Genomic DNA, 17,710 nt, shown 5'->3' on the forward strand with positions numbered 1-17,710 from the left:
AGCGGGTGAGATAGTAGCACAGTGGACAATAAAAATAATGAAACAGTGTATTGTAGGCAGTGGTTTAATTGGGAGTTTTTTAGGCTCGGTTATTGCGCTAAATGGCGGCGATATTAAGTTTGTTGCGCGGGGCGAATGGTTGGCGCGATTACAACAACCCCTTACCTTAACCGATTATAAAGGTCATAAAGCTAACGTACCTGCGGCGAATATTCACTCCCCCAACGTTACAGAAAAATATGATGTAATTTGGCTTACGGTGAAATGTACCGCACTAAAAGATATGGCCAACGTACTTTCACCTTTGCTACACCCTAGGTCGATAATAATATGCTGTCAAAATGGGGTGGGTAGCCACCATATTATGTTACGGGCTTTTCCCCATCATCAAGTGTTAAGAGCCATGGTGCCGTTTAACGTAGTGGTGCAGGGGCAACACTTACACAAGGGATCGCAAGGCGAATTGGTTATTGAAGACAGTGGGGATAAAACGCTTAATCAACGGCTGTTGTCCACTGTAAGGCACAATTTACTTGAAGCTCACATAAGTGATGATATTGAACCTGTGCAGTGGGCCAAGCTGCAGCTTAACTTGGGAAATGGGGTAAACGCCCTGGCAGATATGCCGGTTAAAGCTATGCTGCAACAACGTCCATACCGTCGGGTTATCGCCTCTTTAATGGACGAATTACTAAACGTAACTGGGGCTGCGGGTATCGCCTTGCCAAAGGTGGCCAATATTCACGGGCGATGGATCCCACGTGTACTTCGATTGCCCAACGGGTTGTTTACCCTGCTCGCCAAACAAATGCTAGCCATAGACCCAAGTGTAAAAACGTCGATGTGGTGGGATCTAAATAACGGGAAAACCACAGAAAAAACCTTTTTATATGGGGCGGTAGTAAGTAAGGCCGAGGAATTGAATGTCGCGGTTCCCTATAACCGCGCTATAATTTCATTACTGCGCGAAGCAGAAGAGCAGGGCAACAAACAACATCGTTATCGGGCTTTAAGCCCCGAAACGCTGGAGGCGCGTGTACGAGAACAAATGTGACAAATGTTGCATAATTTTTCGATGTTATGACCTTCACAGTAGGTGTTTTTGTGGTTAGCGACTATATTCTTAAAACGGTAACGCAATTGACATAACGTTACCGCGGTGCGCAATGTAAGTTTAATTGCGCGTCAGTGGAACTAATGGCGAAGTAAAAGGCCTACAAGGCATTCTTTTTACTAATGCGGTTACAGTGGGAGTAATCACAGGTATGAATTTACAAGAAGTAGTAGAGCAGGCAAATGAACTTTTTGTTCTTCCTGACGCCGTCACGCGCCTAAAAGCGTGCATGGACGATGGTTCATCTAGCATTGATGATGTTGCAGAAATTATTGCTTATGATCCCGCCTTGGCTACTCAATTATTGCGTATAGCTAACTCGGCGCTATACCGCTTTCCCAATCGAATTGATACTATTACCAAAGCATTACAGGTAGTAGGAACCCGCGCCACTTACGACTTAGCGCTTGCCTACGGGGTAAGTCACGCCTTTAACGATATAGATGCAAAAATTATCGACTTAGATAAGTTTTGGGAGCAGAGCGTGTCGTGCGGGCTATTGGCCAAATATTTTACCGAAATGCGTAAAATAAAAGAGCCTGAACGTCTTTTTGTGGCAGGCCTATTGCACAATATTGGCGAATTAGCGGTGGTAAGTTTATACCCAGATGCCGCAACCCGCTGCCAAGAGTTTAATGTGCGTGTATCGCCTGCTCAATTGCAGCGAAGTGTACTGGGCTTTACTTATACTGAACTGAGTGCCGCACTTATTAGAAAGTGGGGAATACCTGATGGTATCGCCGAACCCATTGCGCACATTCACCAAACAGATACTGCGGTAAACAATGTTGAGATTAATATTCTTCAGCTTTCCTATGTGTTGGCATTAGATAACGTAAACCCCGAAATTTATCCTAGTTATAATAACTTAGAGGCACACTTGCCCCAAGCCCTCTCATTAGAACAAACAGATTTAGAAGACGCGCTAGATATCACCAATCTCCAATGTATTTCTGTTATTTCTTTGTTTAACCCAAGCGCCTTTATGCTGTTTTAAAAAGGTGGGTAGCTGTGTACCCACTTTTATAAGATAAGGGCTAGGGTTAGTCGAAAACAGCTACCGTTTGACGGCTAATCGCAATAACTTCTTTATGCTTGTCCCAAATTGTTGCTTCTACGTGCCCATAGCCATCGGCCGCCTGTCGCGTGTGGGCCTGATAGGCAAACCAATCGGTTGGTGATACAGGTTTATGCGGATGAAGAAACTCAATGTTCCAACTTACCGTGCTGGCGGGCGCTGGTAGTTTCATCATTTGCAATAGCGTAGGTGGCCAGGCGTCGATTAACGTAATGATGTGGGCATCGTTGATTTTTTCGGGCGCACGCTTAAACCGCATGAATCCATGGTAGATACTTTCTTTTTTGCGGGTAAAAGGGATACCGCCAGCATCAATAGCTAAATCGAAATGACGCAGAAATTTAGGCGTTACTTTAGGAATTTGCGGGATGAACTTGCCTTTTGTTGGTTCAGGCATAGTGTGGGTTTCGTTATTTTCCACGCGAATGCCCGATTTTCTTCCTACCCCAAAACAGGCTTGTACAAAAACACAACTTTTACCGTTTTGCGTGGCGTGGGCAATGTACTGCGAAACGTTTTTGCCTTCGCGCAACTTAGTTACTTCTATAGAGAAAGGCTCATCAAGGGCCAAGGGGCCTACGAAGTTAGTGGTGTAAGATCGCAACACACGCACGTCTTCAACATGCTGCCTAATAGCACTGTAGAGCATACCCGCTGATATGCCGCCAAAGGCAGTGCGTCCCTGACCCCATTGCTTAGGAATAATTAGATTGTCTATGTTCCAGCTATTGTCTGAATTGGCCTTAAGTTCAGGTAAATTTAAAAGCTCATCTACGGTCATTACATTCTTCTGGTCTGATCAGTTAGGGTGACTCTATCCTACCGCATCCCAAAGTGAACACAAAGCGTGGGTTAACACTTCTCTTTATGTTAACAAATAACTAACAATAAGTTGTTATTCGATTAACCTGCTGCGTAAACTGATGATTCATTACACTTAAAAGGGATTGGTATGGCTCAAACTCAGGTTGACGCGATTGAAATAGCGCAGCACAGCAGCAGCCCTTCGCGCGGTTACAGAAACTACGTATTGTTTGTGCTTACGCTGGTGTACGCCTTTAACTTTATTGATAGGCAAATCATCGGTATTTTATCGCCATTCATTAAAGCAGACTTAGGGTTAGACGATGCCCAGTTAGGCTGGCTTAAAGGCATTTATTTTGCGCTACTGTATACCGTGATGGGTATTCCTATCGCGTGGCTTGCCGACCGCTACAGTAGAGTAAATATCATCGCCATATCATTAACCCTATGGAGTGGGTTTACCGCAGCGTCGGGTTTGGCAGGAAACTACTTACAATTAGCCATTGCCCGCATAGGCGTAGGTATTGGTGAAGCAGGCGGTAGCCCTCCTTCGCACAGCATTATTTCAGACCTGTTCCCTAAAGAGAAACGGGCAGGGGCCTTGGCTATTTATTCGCTGGGCATTCCGTTTGGCGTTATGTTGGCGTTTTTCGCCTCGGCATTCTTTCTACAAGGAGGCTCCGCCGATTGGCGCACGGTAATGTTAAGCGTTGGCTTACCTGGGGTGCTGTTAGCACTTTTGCTTAAATTTACTATTAAGGAACCTACGCGTACAACATCCATAGCCCCTGCTACAGAGCCTGGCGCAGCGCTCGGCGTTGCTGAAAAAAATAAGCCTAGTGTAACCTCGTCATTGAAGTCGTTACTTAAAATACCCACGTGGTGGGGAATGGCGCTAGGCATTTCATTTGGCTCTTTTGGTAACTATGCTATTTCCACCTGGATCATCGATTATTATGTACGTGCTTTTGCTGGCTTAGATATTACCTTGCTACTTATTGTATTTGGTATTATCAACGGTACCGCTTATGCCTTGGGTGTATGGTTAGGTGGGTATATTGCCGATAGATGGGGCAAAGTGAATAAAAAAGCCTATGCCTTACTGCCGGCTTTCGCATTAATTATTGGCATGCCGGCATTCTACTTCTCGTTACAAGTAGAAGAGCTATGGTTATCAGTAGGGCTTATGGGCTTTTTACTGTTTACCAGCGGTTCTTATTTAGGGCCTAGTTTTGCAATGGCACAAACCCTTGCTCCCATTAACGTAAGGGCTATGTCTACTGCGCTGTTCTTTTTCGTGCTAAATATTATTGCGCTTGGTGGCGGGCCTACTCTTACTGGCATTATTAGCCAAGCGTTGGTGCCCTCGTTAGGGGAAGTTGAAGCACTGCGCACTGCGCTACTTTATTTGTTAATTCCCTATGGTTTATCCATCGCGGTGTTTTTATGGACGAGTACTAAAATAGTGAAAGATTGGAAAATGGCAGAGTCTCGAGGCCTGTAGTATTATCTTCGCACAGTGGTAAAAGGGCTGGTTGAACGGCCCTTTTTTGTTATTTTATTTTAAAGGCGGTTCACGTCAGTGAAAGGAGTTCACCCTTGTCCACCCCATCGTTGAGTTTTCATTTTGCCCATGCAAACGGGTTTCCAGCTGCCAGCTATAACACGCTATTTTCTTATTTGCCTGAATCGTTTCATCGTATACACGTAGAGAAGTTTGGGCATGATCCCCGGTTACCGGTGAATAAAAACTGGCGTAATCAGGTGAACGAGTTAATTGAGCATGTGGAACGCACCAATACCGACCCGAAAGGCGTGTTTGCGGTGGGCCACTCTTTTGGTGCCGTCATATCCTATATGGCAGCGTGTGAAGCGCCGCATTTATTTCGTGGGCTTATAATGCTCGACCCGCCATTAGTGGTAGGGCCAATGAGTCACTTTTTCAGGTTTGCTAAGAAAACCCCGCTCATAGATAAACTTACGCCAGCAAAGTTGGCAGAAGGACGAAAAACCCAATGGCCAGCGGGTACGGATATGGATGCTTATTTTAAAAACAAAGGCCTTTTTCGTAGTATGGATAAACGTTGCATACGCGACTATGTGAATGCGGTAATACAACAAAAAGGAGAGGTAGCATCGCTGACCTTTAAGGCCGATGTAGAAGCTGCGCTATTTAGGAATGTACCGCATAACCTAGGCAAGTTTGCGGGCAAGTTACAGTGCCCTGCCGTTATTGCTACCGGACAGCAAAGTTTGGTATGTAAACCTGCTATGTATAAAAGACTAATGAAGCAGAATAAAATGACCCATCAAACGGTTGCTGGGGGCCATATGTTTCCCTTAGAGCACCCTGACAAAGTGGCTGAATTGATCACAACCACCTTGTCATCATGGAGTAATGGCTAGTTGCCTTGCTTCAAGCGCTCGGATTTAGGCCACCTACCGGTTGCCCTAACATTTCTCGGGTAACTAGCACTACTCCTTTCTCTGATACCCTAAAACCACGTGCTCTATCTTCATCGTGGTTAAAACCAATGATTGACCCTTCGGGCACGACGCAGCCGCGATCTATCACCACTTTGCGCAGTTTGCAGTTGCGTTTAATTTCAACATCGGGAAGCAGTACTGCGTCCTCTACTGTACCAAAAGAGTGAACTCTTACATTAGAAAAACAAATTGAACGACGTAACGTGGACCCAGAAATAATACAGCCACCAGAGACAACAGAGTTAATGGCTTCACCCCGCCTATCGTTATCTTCCCATACAAATTTAGCGGGGGGGAGTTGTTCCTGATACGTCCAAATTGGCCATTTTTGGTCGTAAAGATTTAACTGTGGCACCGGGGCTACCATTTCCATGTTAGCTTCCCAAAAAGAGTCTATTGTGCCCACATCACGCCAATAAACTTTTTCTTCGTTTTCGCCACTTTCAAACGGAAACGCATACACCGGATGTTCTTCGATAATTGAAGGGATAATATCTTTACCGAAATCGCGCTGTGAACCCGACTGCTCAGCATCACGGCGCAATTGTTCGAATAAGAACTCGGTATCAAATACATAATTCCCCATCGATGCTAAGCAGCGTGTGCTGTCATTGGGCAATGGGGTAGGGTGCTCAGGCTTTTCTTCGAACCCCTTAATTCGGTAGTCTTCATCTACGGACATTACGCCAAAGGCGCCTGCCGCTTCTTCAATGGGAACTGACATGCACGACACTGTCATCTTCGCGCCAGACTCTTTATGGTGAGCTAGCATGGTACCGTAATCCATTCGATAAATATGATCGCCAGATAAGATCATGACGTACTTGGGAAGCTCATCACGGATGATATCTATATTTTGGAATACGGCGTCTGCTGTCCCTTCATACCAATTGTCTGAAAAGCGCTGTGACGCGGGAAGAATTTCGATGGATTCGCCTAGTTCTTTTCTAAAGTGTCCCCAACCACGAACTAAATGACGAATGAGTGAGTGAGATTTATACTGAGTAACTACGCCAACCCGCCTTATACCTGAATTAATACAATTTGAAAGGGGGAAGTCGATGATGCGAAATTTACCGCCAAAATAAAGCGCAGGTTTTGCGCGCCATGTTGTCAGTTCATGCAGTCTAGACCCTTTACCGCCAGCAAGAATAAGTGCATAGGTATCGCGAGTCAGGTTACTGATATAGCGTGAACTGTTATCTGCCATATCTTATTTCTCCGTAAGTGAGACACAAAACTGCAGTGTCGGTGAGTGTATATTAAGGACTAAAGTAATCCGATAAAGGGGCAGAAATCGTATTTCTAGGCTAAGAAAAACGATTTGTGTAATCACCTAAGTCCATATTACACAAGAATAAATAGATTGCCACGAGGATTTAAGCAAGCTTGTTAAAAAATAGTAATATTTGTTAGTTTAGATCAACATTAGCGAATAAAGTTAATTCTTTGCTTTTTATTAATTTTGCAGCGAAAGAGGGGTATTTTTATGCTTATTGTAGCCAATGTGCCGGAAATCGAGGGGGGCCTATAGGGTAATTTTTGCACATTTTATGTTCTTAGCCTAAACAGAAATATTTTATTCCATTGGTGAATGAGTTGGCGTAAGAGATGATAACACTAGCACGAATTGTTAAATAAATGTTATCTTGCTCAAAGAGATAAAGCCAAATAGATAGATTCAGATAGATATAGCCAAATACATAAAACCATGTACATAACGCCATGTGCATAAAAAATGGAGGTGAAGATGGGTGTTTTAAAGAAGCTATTGGCAGGTATAGGTGTGTTAATTGCGCTAGTGATTATCGCAGGTTTTTTTCTCCCTAAAGAATTTAGTGTAGAACGTACTGTGGTTATAGACGCCCACCCTAAAGACATTTACCCTCATATTGTTGACCTTAAGGCATGGCAGCAATGGGGCGTGTGGTTCACCCGAGACCCAGACATGGTTATTAGTTATCAGGGCCCTGATAGAGCCATAGGAATGCGTTCTCAATGGCAAAGTGTGAGTGAAGGCAGTGGTGAAATGGAGATTACTCAACTTGACCATAATAAACAAGTTGTCTATCGCCTCTATTTTCCCGAATTTGATATGGGTTCAACGGGAACGCTAACGCTTACGCCAGATCAAAATGGCACTGTAGTTTCGTGGAAAGATGAGGGTGGTGTAGGCAATAACCCCATTGATCGCTATTTTGTGCTCTTTATGGATGATCTTATTGGCCCAGATTTCGAATTGGGATTAGAAAACCTGAAAACCGTTGTGGAGAATCAGCACTAACGCCTTCTAATCGCGGGTAACAGGGGAAATATTTCCCAAACCTAGCACTAATGCTATGCTTTTTAGGTTTATTGATGCGCAGGCTAAGGCCTGCGTTTAGAGCGAATTCGTAGAGTAAAACCACCTAGATGGCGAACAACAAACGTAGACTTATTGCAGCACTGGCATTTAACAAGCTCGCAGATATACTCGCATCGGCAAAAACCACCTTACCTGCGTTATTAATTACCTTAGGTGCGCCGGCTTGGATGATTGCTTGGTTAGTACCCATTCGAGAATCAGGCGCGCTCCTTCCTCAAGTATTAATCAGCGCTTATTTACGCAAACAACGAAGCCGTCATAACGTGTGGCGTTTGGGCATGGCTGTGCAAATAGCCGCAGTATGTAGCATATTGGCCGCCGCGTTTATATCTCCCCCAGTGGCAGCAGGCGCGGTTGTAATAGCTGCCCTTGTTTTATTGAGCCTAGGACGTTCTGCCTGTTCGCTTACGGTAAAAGATATACAAGCTGATGTTGCACAAAAGGGCGAACGAGGGCGGCTTGTGGGTATGGCGTCTACTGCCTCAGGGTTAATGACTCTGGGTATAGCGGTTCCCCTTAGTTATTTTAAACCAGAGCAACAAGAATATGCCGTTTATGGATTAATTGCCGCCGCCGCGCTCGCATTTATCATCACGTTAGTTTGTCTATGGCCGCAAAAAACCTATGTAGATTCTGACACCAGCGAAGCAAAAGGCTTGCTGCATTGGCGATTCGACAGGACAGTCTACACCTTTGTTTTCGTGCGCGGGCTTTATGTACATACCGCGCTTGTCGCGCCCTATTTTATGTTAGAAAGTGGCGAAGATGCGAAGGCATTGCTGCCTATGTATTTAGCCGCTCAGGCAACAGCTACCTTGTTATCTTCTTTTTTGTGGGGGGCGGTTGCTGATAAAAGTGCGCGGCTTACCCTGCAAATTGCCGGTGCTATAGCACTTAGTGCCTGCGTGGGGTTATTAACCTTTAGTCAACACTCTTTGTGGCTCTCATCTGGGCTATTTTTATTACTTTCTATCGCGCATGCGGGGGTACGTACAGGCCGGCAAACCTATAGCTTAGATGTTAAAGAAGGGCAAGATAGAACTGAACTAGTAGGCTTTTCAAATACGGCGATTGGCGTAATTTTACTTGGCTTTGGTAGCTTATACGCTGTACTTTCATCGTTCATTAATTTTTCGGTGGTCTACGTAATGACCACTATGCTGGTGGTTGCTATAGCTGCGACATTACTGTTACCAAAGGAAAAGTAACCGTATTTAGAGCACATACGCCTATAAATAAGCTTATTAACGAAGGCGCAGGCAGGGCGCAATGATAGGCCTGCCTACCACACACATAAACGCTATCAAAATTCATATGTTTCAAGCAGGCCTATAGGGGGGATATTATTCCTTCGCTATGGATTTTTTACCATCAGCGCATTAGCCACTTTTGACATAGGTGGGCGGCCAATGACCTTTGTAATGTAGTGGCTAGCGCGCAGCAGCCCTTGCATGTCCACCCCCGTTTCGATGCCCATACCGTCAAGCATGTAAAGTACATCTTCGCTGGCTACATTGCCACTCGCGCCTTTAGCATAAGGGCAGCCGCCAAGCCCGGCAATAGCACTATCGATACTGGCAATACCAAATTCTAATGCGGCGTAAATATTGGCCAGCGCTTGCCCATAGGTATCATGGAAGTGCACACCTATGGCATTAGCATCGATATGAGGGGTAATAACCTCAAGTAGCTGTTTGGTATGATAGGGCGTTCCCACTCCTATGGTGTCACCTAAAGAAACTTCATAACAGCCCATATCTAAAAGCTTACGCGATACATTAAGCACAGCTTGGGGGGCTATTTGCCCTTCATAAGGGCACCCCATTACGCAGGATACATACCCTCGCACTTTCATGCCTTTTTCTAGCGCCGCCCGCGTAACATCGTCAAACCGGGCTAAGCTCTCATCAATTGAGCAGTTAATGTTTTTCTGTGAAAACGATTCAGAAGCCGAACCAAAAATGGCCACTTCATCTACGCCACTTTCTAGCGCGGCCTCAAGCCCCTTCATATTAGGCGTAAGCGCTGTGTACGTGGTATGCGGCTGGCGTTCTATTTTGTCAAATACCTCGTTGGAATTTGCCATTTGTGGAACCCATTTGGGCGACACGAAGCTGCCTGCTTCGATATAGCTTAAGCCGCTTTTAGCAAGCAGCTCCACCAAGGTTACCTTGTTATCGACTGACAACACGGCCTTTTCGTTTTGTAAGCCGTCTCTAGGCCCTACTTCAACCAGCCTGACTTTTTTCGGTAATGCCATCGTTTTTACCTGTTATTCGCTATCGGGTTCAAACTCAAATAACACAGCGCCGCCATCAACCAGTTCGCCAGGTTGATAGAAGAACTCAGTTACCGAGCCATTAGACGGTGCGCAAATACTGTGCTCCATCTTCATCGCCTCCATAACCAAAAGCGGATCGCCTGCACCAACCTTGTCGCCCTTAGCCACTAAATGCGCAACAATAGTACCGTTCATGGGCGCAGTTAATTCGCTATCGCCATGAGCGCTATGATCGCCTCCTAAATCGGGATGCTGTAAGCTATAGCTAACTTGGGTGTTTTGGCTATATAGGCCATATTCATTGCCAACATGAGACACACTAAAGCGGCTTCGTTCGTCGTTAATGTAGGCAATAAGTACATGGTTATTTAAGCTGCCACTTACTGTGTATTCGCCGGTAGCGGTAGAAACGCGATAGCGGGGGCTCTCATGGCTGTTTTTAGCTACAAGGTGAGTAACGACCACCGTGTATTCGCGCTCTTCAACTAAAAAGTTAAGCGTCTCACTGTAGTAACTATTTACTCGCCATGAACCCGCTAAATCCCATACAGACACCGTATCTTGGTGTGTGTCTGCGGCATTAGTTGCTATCGTGTTGTTGTGACCTTCACGGCGGGAAAGCACACTAAGTAGTGCCATTGCCGGTAGCTGTGCTGAAACATCAACGCCCACATTCATATTGAGTACTTGGCTATTTTGCTCAATAAAGGTGGTGGTTAACTGCGCGCGCTTAAACGGCTCACAGTTGGCCACTTTTTTTAGGAAATTGATATTCGTGGTTACCCCACTAATGTGATAATCGCCCAATGCGCGATAAAGCCGCTGTAGCGCACTATCTCGGTGTTCACCCCAAACCACAAGCTTGGCAATCATAGGGTCGTAGTAAACCGTTACATCGTCACCTTGTAGAACGCCGGTATCTACCCGCACTAGGTTGCTGGTGGGCGGAGGGCTAAGTAGGGCTAAATTACCGGTAGACGGAAGAAAGTCATTGTCCGGATCTTCGGCATAAATACGCGCTTCAAAGGCATGTCCTTTGAGTTTAAGTTCATTTTGCTGTTTGGGTAAGGGCTTGCCTTCGGCTACGGCGAGTTGCCACTCTACTAAATCTTCACCGGTAATCATTTCAGTTACAGGGTGCTCTACCTGAAGGCGAGTATTCATTTCCATGAAATAGAATGAACCATCTTCATCCAGTAAAAATTCAACCGTACCTGCACCTTCGTAATTAATTGCCTTGGCGGCTTTTAAGGCGGCTTCCCCCATCTTTTCTCGGGTGCCTTCGGGCATATTTGGAGCAGGGGCTTCTTCTATAATTTTTTGATGGCGACGCTGAACGGAACAATCTCGTTCAAATAAATACACCCCATTCCCCAGGCTGTCGCAGAATACTTGAATTTCCACATGTCGGGGGCGGGTAAGGTACTTTTCAACCAACATATGGTCATCACCAAAACTCGCCATAGACTCGCGCTTCGCCGCATTTAAGGCTTGCGTAAACGCTTTTTCACTCCACACCTGGCGCATACCTTTACCACCACCGCCCGCGGCGGCTTTCAACAATACGGGGTAGCCCATTTCATCTGCAGATGCTTTAAGTGTGGCTTCGTCTTGGTCGTCACCATGATAGCCAGGAACTAAGGGAACACCTGCCTCTTGCATAATCCGTTTGGCAGCAGATTTAGACCCCATAGCTTCAATAGCACTGGCAGGGGGGCCGACAAAAATAACGCCCTGTTGTTGGCATGCTTTCGCGAATTCCGCATTTTCTGATAAAAATCCATAGCCAGGGTGAATGGCATCTACGTTTAATGCTTTTGCTTTGGCTAAAATTTTATCGCCTTTTAAATAACTGTCTTTTGACGGCGCAGGGCCAAGTAACACGGCTTCATCGGCCATGGCCACATGACGGGCATTAGCGTCAGCCTCGGAATACACGGCAACGGTTTGTATACCTAACTTTTTTGCCGTTTCAATAACTCGGCAGGCTATTTCGCCGCGATTAGCAATTAAAAGTTTTGAAATCATTGGGTCGTCTCCTGCCACTTCGCTAACCGTCGCTCCAAAAAGGCTGACAAGCCTTCTTGGCCTTCGGGCGATACGCGAATTTGCGCAATACTGCGGCTTGTTTCATCAAGTAAGGTAGCAGTGATAGGTTTGGCTGCCACCTCTTGCACTAAGGATTTTGCTTGCGCGACAGCCTGCGGGCCATTTTTAAGTATTTGAGTAAGTATCTCATCAATAGTACTGTCCAGTTCGTCCTCAGTTACGGCTTCACTGAGTAGACCTAAGCGGCGCGCTCGTCGAGCAGAAAATACCTCTGCTGTTTGGAAGTAGCGACGACATACCCGAGCGCCCATTGCTTCAATAACATACGGGCTGATTGTGGCGGGGATAAGACCAATTCGTACTTCGCTAAGACAAAACTTACTTAGCTTACTACCAATGGCAATGTCACAGCAGGCGATAAGACCCACCGCACCGCCAAACGCGGCACCTTGTACCCGCGCTATCGTCGGTTTAGGCAAGGTGTACAAGGTGTTCAGCATAGTGGCAAGGTTCATTGCATCACGATGATTCTGCGTTTCACTAAAACTGGCCATTTGTTTCATCCAGTTAAGATCGGCGCCGGCACTAAAGCTTTTTCCTTCGGCCTGAAGTACCACAGCACGAACGTTGCTATCGTTGCCCGCTTGGTTAAAATACGTACTTAACGTATTTATCATGTCGTCATTAAAGGCGTTATGTTTATCAGCACGACTTAGTGTGACAAACGCCACACCCCGATGGTCCACATTATAGGTTACGGCTTGTTCCATTATTCAACTCCTTGTTTACATGCGGAACACACCAAAGGTGGTGTCTTCAATTGGTTTATTAAGTGAGGCAGAAAGGGAAAGTCCTAACACTAAACGGGTGTCAGCGGGGTCGATGACGCCATCGTCCCATAAGCGGGCCGAGGCATAATAAGGGTGGCCTTGTTTTTCGTAGGTATCGATAACCGGTTGCTTAAACGCTTGTTCTTCGGCTTCGTTCCAGCTTTCACCCGCGCGGTTTTTTTGGTCGCGTTTCACTTGGGCAAGTACGCCTGCCGCTTGTTCGCCGCCCATTACCGAAATACGCGCATTGGGCCACATAAATAAGAACCTAGGGTCGTAAGCACGACCACACATACCATAGTTACCTGCGCCAAAACTGCCCCCGATAAGAACAGTAAGTTTAGGGACGTTGGCACACGCTACGGCAGTCACCATTTTAGCACCGTGTTTAGCAATACCTCCGTGTTCATACTGTTTACCCACCATAAAGCCAGTAATATTTTGCAGGAACACCAAAGGAATTTTGCGTTTTGCACAAAGCTCAACGAAATGGGCGCCTTTTAGCGCGCTCTCGCCAAATAAGATACCGTTGTTAGCCACGATACCTACCGGGTAACCAAAAATTTTGGCAAACCCACATACCAAGGTGGTGCCATATAATGACTTAAACTCGTCAAAATCAGAGTCATCAACAATACGTGCGATAATTTCACGCACATCGTAGGTTTGTTTGCTGTCAGCCGGAACAATGCCGTAAATTTCTTCACTGGCATAGCGCGGAGGTTTTATCTCTTGGGCTGCAACTTTGTTTATTGTTGGGCGGTTAAGGCGGGATACAGCATTGCGTGCCAGCGATAGGGCATGGTGATCATTATTCGCAAGATGATCGGCAACACCCGAAATACGGGTATGGACATCTCCGCCTCCTAGGTCTTCTGCTGAAACCACTTCCCCCGTGGCCGCTTTTACTAACGGTGGCCCCCCTAAAAAGATAGTTGCTTGTTCTTTTACGATAATACTTTCATCGGCCATGGCCGGAACATAGGCACCACCGGCTGTACATGAGCCCATAACCACGGCAATCTGCGGAATATTTTTGGCCGACATATTCGCTTGGTTAAAAAAGATGCGGCCGAAATGTTCTCTATCTGGGAAAACGTCATCTTGGCGGGGGAGGTTAGCCCCCCCAGAATCGACTAAATAGATACATGGTAAGTGGTTTTGTTCGGCGATGGTTTGAGCACGCAGGTGCTTTTTAACCGTAAGGGGATAATAGGTGCCCCCTTTCACTGTGGCATCGTTCGCCACAATCATACATTCAATGCCAGAAACGCGGCCGATACCAGCGATAACCCCTGCACAGGGAACATAATCATCGTACACATCGAGTGCCGCCAACTGGCCAATTTCTAAAAACGGGGTATCTGCGTCAAGTAACGCATTAATACGATCACGGGGGAGAAGTTTTCCCCGCGAAACATGGCGCTGGGCTGCTTTTTCACCGCCGCCTAATGCAATTTGTTTTACTTTTTCGGCTAGGTCATCTACCAACGATTGCATGTGCTTAGCGTTTACTTCGAACGCCTCTGCTTTGGTATTTATTTTCGAACGTAGAACGGGCATACCCCCTCCTGAATGTTCAGCACCATTTAGGCGCCTTTGATAATTTCTGTCGTTTGGGTGGCCACTAATGGCTACCTTTTGCGCCGCTAAAATTGAAGCGCCTACTTTGACTCGTTAAATAGCTCGCGGCCAATGAGCATCCGGCGAATTTCCGAGGTGCCTGCGCCAATTTCGTACAACTTGGCATCGCGCAGTAGTCGACCGGTAGGGTATTCATTGATATACCCGTTGCCGCCTAATAGTTGTATCGCATCAAGCGCCATTTTTGTGGCCAGTTCAGCAGAGTACAAAATTGCACCGGCAGCATCCTTGCGTGTGGTTTCACCGCGATCGCACGACTTAGCCACCGTATAAACGTAAGCACGAGCGGCATTCATTTGGGTATACATATCGGCTACTTTGCCTTGTACTAACTGGAATTGCCCAATTGACTGTCCAAACTGTTCACGGTCATGGATATAAGGCACTACCACATCCATACAGGCTTGCATAATGCCTAAAGGCCCGCCAGAAAGTACAAGACGTTCGTAGTCGAGCCCGCTCATAAGAACGCGTACGCCTTCGCCTTCTCGGCCAAGAATGTTTTCAACGGGCACTTCACAGTCTTCAAATACCAGTTCGCAGGTATTTGATGAACGCATGCCGAGTTTGTCGAGCTTTTGAGCACGACTAAAGCCGGGAAAATCATGCTCTACAATAAAGGCGGTAATGCCACGAGCACCTGCTGAGGGGGCGGTTTTCGCGTAAATGACAAAAGTGTGTGCGTCCGGGCCGTTTGTGATCCACATTTTGTTGCCGTTTAAAATGTATTTATCGCCACGTTTTTCTGCGCGCAACTTCATACTAACCACATCTGAACCGGCGTTCGGTTCGCTCATGGCAAGCGCACCGATATGTTCCCCTGATACCAGTTTAGGGAGGTACTTTTCCCGCTGAGCGTCATTACCGTTACTGTAAATTTGATTCACACATAAATTAGAGTGAGCACCGTAGCTTAAACCGATACCGGCAGACGCGCGGCTTACTTCTTCCATTGCCACTGTATGGGCAAGGTAGCCCATGTCTGACCCCCCATACTGTTCTGACACTGTTACCCCTAATAGGCCCATTTCACCTAATTTCGGCCAAAGGGCATTGGGAAACTGATTGTCATTGTCGGCGTGCTCGGCCAGCGGCGCTATTTCGTTTTGGGCAAATTGATACACTTGGTCGCGCAACATATCGATGTCTTCGCCAAGACCAAAATTTAATGTAGGGTAAGACGTGTTCATGCAATAGTTCCTCGTTTTAGTTGTTCTAGTTCCTCAATACAGCGTGCCTCAACGTCGTCTAACTCTGTCATTAGCATTTTTATATCTTCGAGTTGTTGGTTTAGCACGGCACGCTTTTGCTCGGTCATAGCCAGCATGGCCTCAAGCTGTACGGCAGAATTTGGGTTGCTGTCATACATGTCGAAAAGGGTTTTTACTTCTGCTAACGAAAAGCCTAAGCGTTTGCCCCGTAAAATAAGTTTTAACCGTACGCGATCTTTATTATCGTAAACGCGGTTTTGTCCAGTACGGGTGGGGCTTAATAAACCTTGTTCCTCGTAAAATCGAATGGTACGAGGAGTAATATCGAACTCGCGAGCTAATTCACCAATTGCATAGGTGGGATCGTTATTGGGGGTACTCATTACACCTACCTTATTGTTGTTTTTCACCACAGCGCCGTTTTTGAACTCGGCTGGCAGCGAATGTTGACACTCGTAACATAGAGGTTTACGTTAACGTTAATTACATTTTACGTTAAGGTAAAGTAACATTTTGCTAACGTCAATTTTTCACGTTGATGGTAAAAGTTTTGCCGGTAAATGGGTGTCTACTTTTGTATACGCGAAGCGGGTTTACGGGTTCTAAATCATTGTTTTTGATAGTTAAGGGATACGGTATGAGTAATGAATCAATTGTTATAGTGTCAGCGAAACGCACCCCTATGGGTGGGTTTAACGGTAGCCTTGCGGCGGTTTCAGCCACAGACTTAGGGGCTTCTGCTATAAAATCTTGCTGCGAAGGTGTTGAGGGCGAGCACATCGATGAAGTTATCATGGGCTGCGTTTTACCCGCGGGGCTCGGTCAATCGCCCGCGCGTCAGGCATCGCTAGCCGCTGGGTTGCCGCTAGGTGCAGGTGTAACCACTATCAATAAAGTGTGCGGCTCAGGCTTAAAAGCTGTCATGCTCGCCAGCGATCTAATTAAGGCAGGTAGCGCACAAGCCGTTGTAGCTGGGGGTATGGAAAGTATGAGTAATGCGCCTTATTTGTTACCTAAGGCACGCAGCGGATACCGTATGGGCCATGGGCAAGTACTTGATCACATGATGCTAGATGGGCTTGAAAATGCCTATGACGGAAAGGCTATGGGCTGTTTTGCCCAAGCTACGGCAGATGAACAAAATATTAGCCGTGGCGAAATGGATGATTTTGCACTTAGCTCTTTGTCAAAAGCGAATGAAGCAATAAATAGTGGCGGGTTTAGCGACGAAATTGTAGAAGTAAAAATAACAACCCGTAAAGGTGACGTTATTGTTGATACCGATGAAGGCCCAAGTAACGCCCGACCGGAAAAAATACCTTCTCTTCGCCCAGCATTTAAAAAAGATGGCACGGTTACAGCCGCAAATTCTAGCTCAATCTCTGATGGTGCCGCTGCCTTATTGGTGATGAGTGAGTCTAAGGCTTCGTCATTAGGGTTGACGCCACTAGCGAAGGTAGTTGCTCACGCTACACATTCAATAGAGCCTGAAAACTTTACGGTTGCCCCAGTAGGGGCTATGCAAAAAGTGCTAGAAAAAGCCGGCTGGGACAAAGATGAAGTCGATTTATTTGAGATTAATGAGGCGTTTGCCATGGTTACTATGATGGCCATTCGCCACTTGGGCCTTGATGAGAAAAAGGTGAATGTTAAAGGGGGAGCCTGCGCCCTTGGCCATCCTATTGGAGCATCGGGCGCCAGGATCTTAGTCACCTTGCTTCACGCTTTGAAGCAGCAAGGGGGTAAAAAAGGTATTGCGTCATTATGTATTGGGGGCGGCGAAGGCGTTGCCTTAGCGGTTGAATTAGCCTAATGGCAACGTGTTTATATTCTTAAAGCGAGCGCGA

The 17,710-nt window shown here is 46.3% G+C and carries 15 protein-coding genes; 7 read left to right on the top strand and 8 right to left on the bottom strand.

Going from position 1 to position 17,710, the window contains the following annotated elements:
* Positions 1–37: 37 nt before the first annotated feature.
* Together GTH32_RS02090 and GTH32_RS02095 are read left to right on the top strand one after the other, a co-directional pair.
* A complete protein-coding gene (locus GTH32_RS02090; protein ID WP_163083580.1) occupies positions 38–1,054 on the top strand; it encodes a 2-dehydropantoate 2-reductase in 1,017 nt (338 codons plus the stop codon).
* A 211-nt stretch (positions 1,055–1,265) separates the two neighbouring features.
* Positions 1,266–2,111, top strand: coding sequence for an HDOD domain-containing protein (locus GTH32_RS02095; protein ID WP_163083581.1), 846 nt, complete (start codon positions 1,266–1,268; stop codon positions 2,109–2,111).
* 46 nt (positions 2,112–2,157) lie between these two features.
* On the opposite strand, the gene GTH32_RS02100 is transcribed toward GTH32_RS02095, so the two are convergent.
* Complete coding sequence (locus tag GTH32_RS02100) at positions 2,158–2,973, bottom strand: acyl-CoA thioesterase (protein WP_163083582.1); 816 nt, start codon at positions 2,971–2,973, stop codon at positions 2,158–2,160.
* 171 nt (positions 2,974–3,144) lie between these two features.
* Between GTH32_RS02100 and GTH32_RS02105 the strand changes: the two genes are divergently transcribed.
* Both GTH32_RS02105 and GTH32_RS02110 read left to right on the top strand, forming a co-directional pair.
* A complete protein-coding gene (locus tag GTH32_RS02105) occupies positions 3,145–4,500 on the top strand; it encodes a spinster family MFS transporter (protein ID WP_163083583.1) in 1,356 nt (451 codons plus the stop codon).
* 95 nt (positions 4,501–4,595) lie between these two features.
* A complete protein-coding gene (locus GTH32_RS02110; RefSeq protein ID WP_163083584.1) occupies positions 4,596–5,402 on the top strand; it encodes an alpha/beta fold hydrolase in 807 nt (268 codons plus the stop codon).
* 10 nt (positions 5,403–5,412) lie between these two features.
* On the opposite strand, the gene glgC is transcribed toward GTH32_RS02110, so the two are convergent.
* Positions 5,413–6,693 (bottom strand): glucose-1-phosphate adenylyltransferase, encoded by a 1,281-nt coding sequence (gene glgC / locus GTH32_RS02115; RefSeq protein ID WP_163083585.1) that lies wholly within the window; start codon positions 6,691–6,693, stop codon positions 5,413–5,415.
* Between the two features lie 540 nt (positions 6,694–7,233).
* Between glgC and GTH32_RS02120 the strand changes: the two genes are divergently transcribed.
* Together GTH32_RS02120 and GTH32_RS02125 are read left to right on the top strand one after the other, a co-directional pair.
* On the top strand, positions 7,234–7,767 hold the full coding sequence (locus GTH32_RS02120; protein WP_163083586.1) for an SRPBCC family protein: 534 nt from the start codon (positions 7,234–7,236) through the stop codon (positions 7,765–7,767).
* Between the two features lie 128 nt (positions 7,768–7,895).
* Positions 7,896–9,056 carry an MFS transporter gene (locus GTH32_RS02125; protein ID WP_163083587.1) on the top strand — a complete coding sequence of 387 codons (1,161 nt, stop codon included), beginning with the start codon at positions 7,896–7,898 and terminating at the stop codon, positions 9,054–9,056.
* 146 nt (positions 9,057–9,202) lie between these two features.
* On the opposite strand, the gene GTH32_RS02130 is transcribed toward GTH32_RS02125, so the two are convergent.
* From GTH32_RS02130 to GTH32_RS02155, 6 genes are all read right to left on the bottom strand, one after another.
* On the bottom strand, positions 9,203–10,108 hold the full coding sequence (locus tag GTH32_RS02130) for a hydroxymethylglutaryl-CoA lyase (protein WP_163083588.1): 906 nt from the start codon (positions 10,106–10,108) through the stop codon (positions 9,203–9,205).
* Positions 10,109–10,120: 12 nt separating this feature from the next.
* Complete coding sequence (locus GTH32_RS02135) at positions 10,121–12,157, bottom strand: acetyl/propionyl/methylcrotonyl-CoA carboxylase subunit alpha (RefSeq protein WP_163083589.1); 2,037 nt, start codon at positions 12,155–12,157, stop codon at positions 10,121–10,123.
* On the bottom strand, positions 12,154–12,948 hold the full coding sequence (locus GTH32_RS02140; RefSeq protein WP_163083590.1) for an enoyl-CoA hydratase/isomerase family protein: 795 nt from the start codon (positions 12,946–12,948) through the stop codon (positions 12,154–12,156). The genes GTH32_RS02135 and GTH32_RS02140 overlap by 4 nt, the downstream gene beginning before the upstream one ends.
* Positions 12,949–12,963: 15 nt before the next feature.
* Positions 12,964–14,571 (bottom strand): carboxyl transferase domain-containing protein, encoded by a 1,608-nt coding sequence (locus GTH32_RS02145; RefSeq protein ID WP_163083591.1) that lies wholly within the window; start codon positions 14,569–14,571, stop codon positions 12,964–12,966.
* Between the two features lie 101 nt (positions 14,572–14,672).
* On the bottom strand, positions 14,673–15,842 hold the full coding sequence (locus GTH32_RS02150) for an isovaleryl-CoA dehydrogenase (RefSeq protein ID WP_163083592.1): 1,170 nt from the start codon (positions 15,840–15,842) through the stop codon (positions 14,673–14,675).
* Positions 15,839–16,246: a MerR family transcriptional regulator gene (locus GTH32_RS02155; protein ID WP_163083593.1), complete on the bottom strand. Its 408-nt coding sequence runs from the start codon at positions 16,244–16,246 to the stop codon at positions 15,839–15,841. Before GTH32_RS02155 ends, GTH32_RS02150 begins: the two co-directional genes overlap by 4 nt.
* Positions 16,247–16,500: 254 nt before the next feature.
* Between GTH32_RS02155 and GTH32_RS02160 the strand changes: the two genes are divergently transcribed.
* Positions 16,501–17,676, top strand: coding sequence for a thiolase family protein (locus tag GTH32_RS02160; protein ID WP_163083594.1), 1,176 nt, complete (start codon positions 16,501–16,503; stop codon positions 17,674–17,676).
* The last annotated feature ends 34 nt before the right edge of the window (positions 17,677–17,710 follow it).

The sequence above is a fragment of the Alteromonas profundi genome (assembly GCF_010500865.1).
Classification (GTDB): Bacteria; Pseudomonadota; Gammaproteobacteria; order Enterobacterales; family Alteromonadaceae; genus Alteromonas; species Alteromonas profundi.

What these genes read in the sequence shown, in the direction of transcription:
- GTH32_RS02090 (WP_163083580.1), top strand. Translation starts at nt 38, where the DNA reads ATGAAACAGTGTATTGTAGGCAGTGGTTTAATTGGGAGTTTTTTAGGC.
- GTH32_RS02095 (WP_163083581.1), top strand. Translation starts at nt 1,266, where the DNA reads ATGAATTTACAAGAAGTAGTAGAGCAGGCAAATGAACTTTTTGTTCTT.
- GTH32_RS02100 (WP_163083582.1), bottom strand. Translation starts at nt 2,973, where the DNA reads ATGACCGTAGATGAGCTTTTAAATTTACCTGAACTTAAGGCCAATTCA.
- GTH32_RS02105 (WP_163083583.1), top strand. Translation starts at nt 3,145, where the DNA reads ATGGCTCAAACTCAGGTTGACGCGATTGAAATAGCGCAGCACAGCAGC.
- glgC (WP_163083585.1), bottom strand. Translation starts at nt 6,693, where the DNA reads ATGGCAGATAACAGTTCACGCTATATCAGTAACCTGACTCGCGATACC.
- GTH32_RS02120 (WP_163083586.1), top strand. Translation starts at nt 7,234, where the DNA reads ATGGGTGTTTTAAAGAAGCTATTGGCAGGTATAGGTGTGTTAATTGCG.
- GTH32_RS02125 (WP_163083587.1), top strand. Translation starts at nt 7,896, where the DNA reads ATGGCGAACAACAAACGTAGACTTATTGCAGCACTGGCATTTAACAAG.
- GTH32_RS02130 (WP_163083588.1), bottom strand. Translation starts at nt 10,108, where the DNA reads ATGGCATTACCGAAAAAAGTCAGGCTGGTTGAAGTAGGGCCTAGAGAC.
- GTH32_RS02135 (WP_163083589.1), bottom strand. Translation starts at nt 12,157, where the DNA reads ATGATTTCAAAACTTTTAATTGCTAATCGCGGCGAAATAGCCTGCCGA.
- GTH32_RS02140 (WP_163083590.1), bottom strand. Translation starts at nt 12,948, where the DNA reads ATGGAACAAGCCGTAACCTATAATGTGGACCATCGGGGTGTGGCGTTT.
- GTH32_RS02145 (WP_163083591.1), bottom strand. Translation starts at nt 14,571, where the DNA reads ATGCCCGTTCTACGTTCGAAAATAAATACCAAAGCAGAGGCGTTCGAA.
- GTH32_RS02150 (WP_163083592.1), bottom strand. Translation starts at nt 15,842, where the DNA reads ATGAACACGTCTTACCCTACATTAAATTTTGGTCTTGGCGAAGACATC.
- GTH32_RS02155 (WP_163083593.1), bottom strand. Translation starts at nt 16,246, where the DNA reads ATGAGTACCCCCAATAACGATCCCACCTATGCAATTGGTGAATTAGCT.
- GTH32_RS02160 (WP_163083594.1), top strand. Translation starts at nt 16,501, where the DNA reads ATGAGTAATGAATCAATTGTTATAGTGTCAGCGAAACGCACCCCTATG.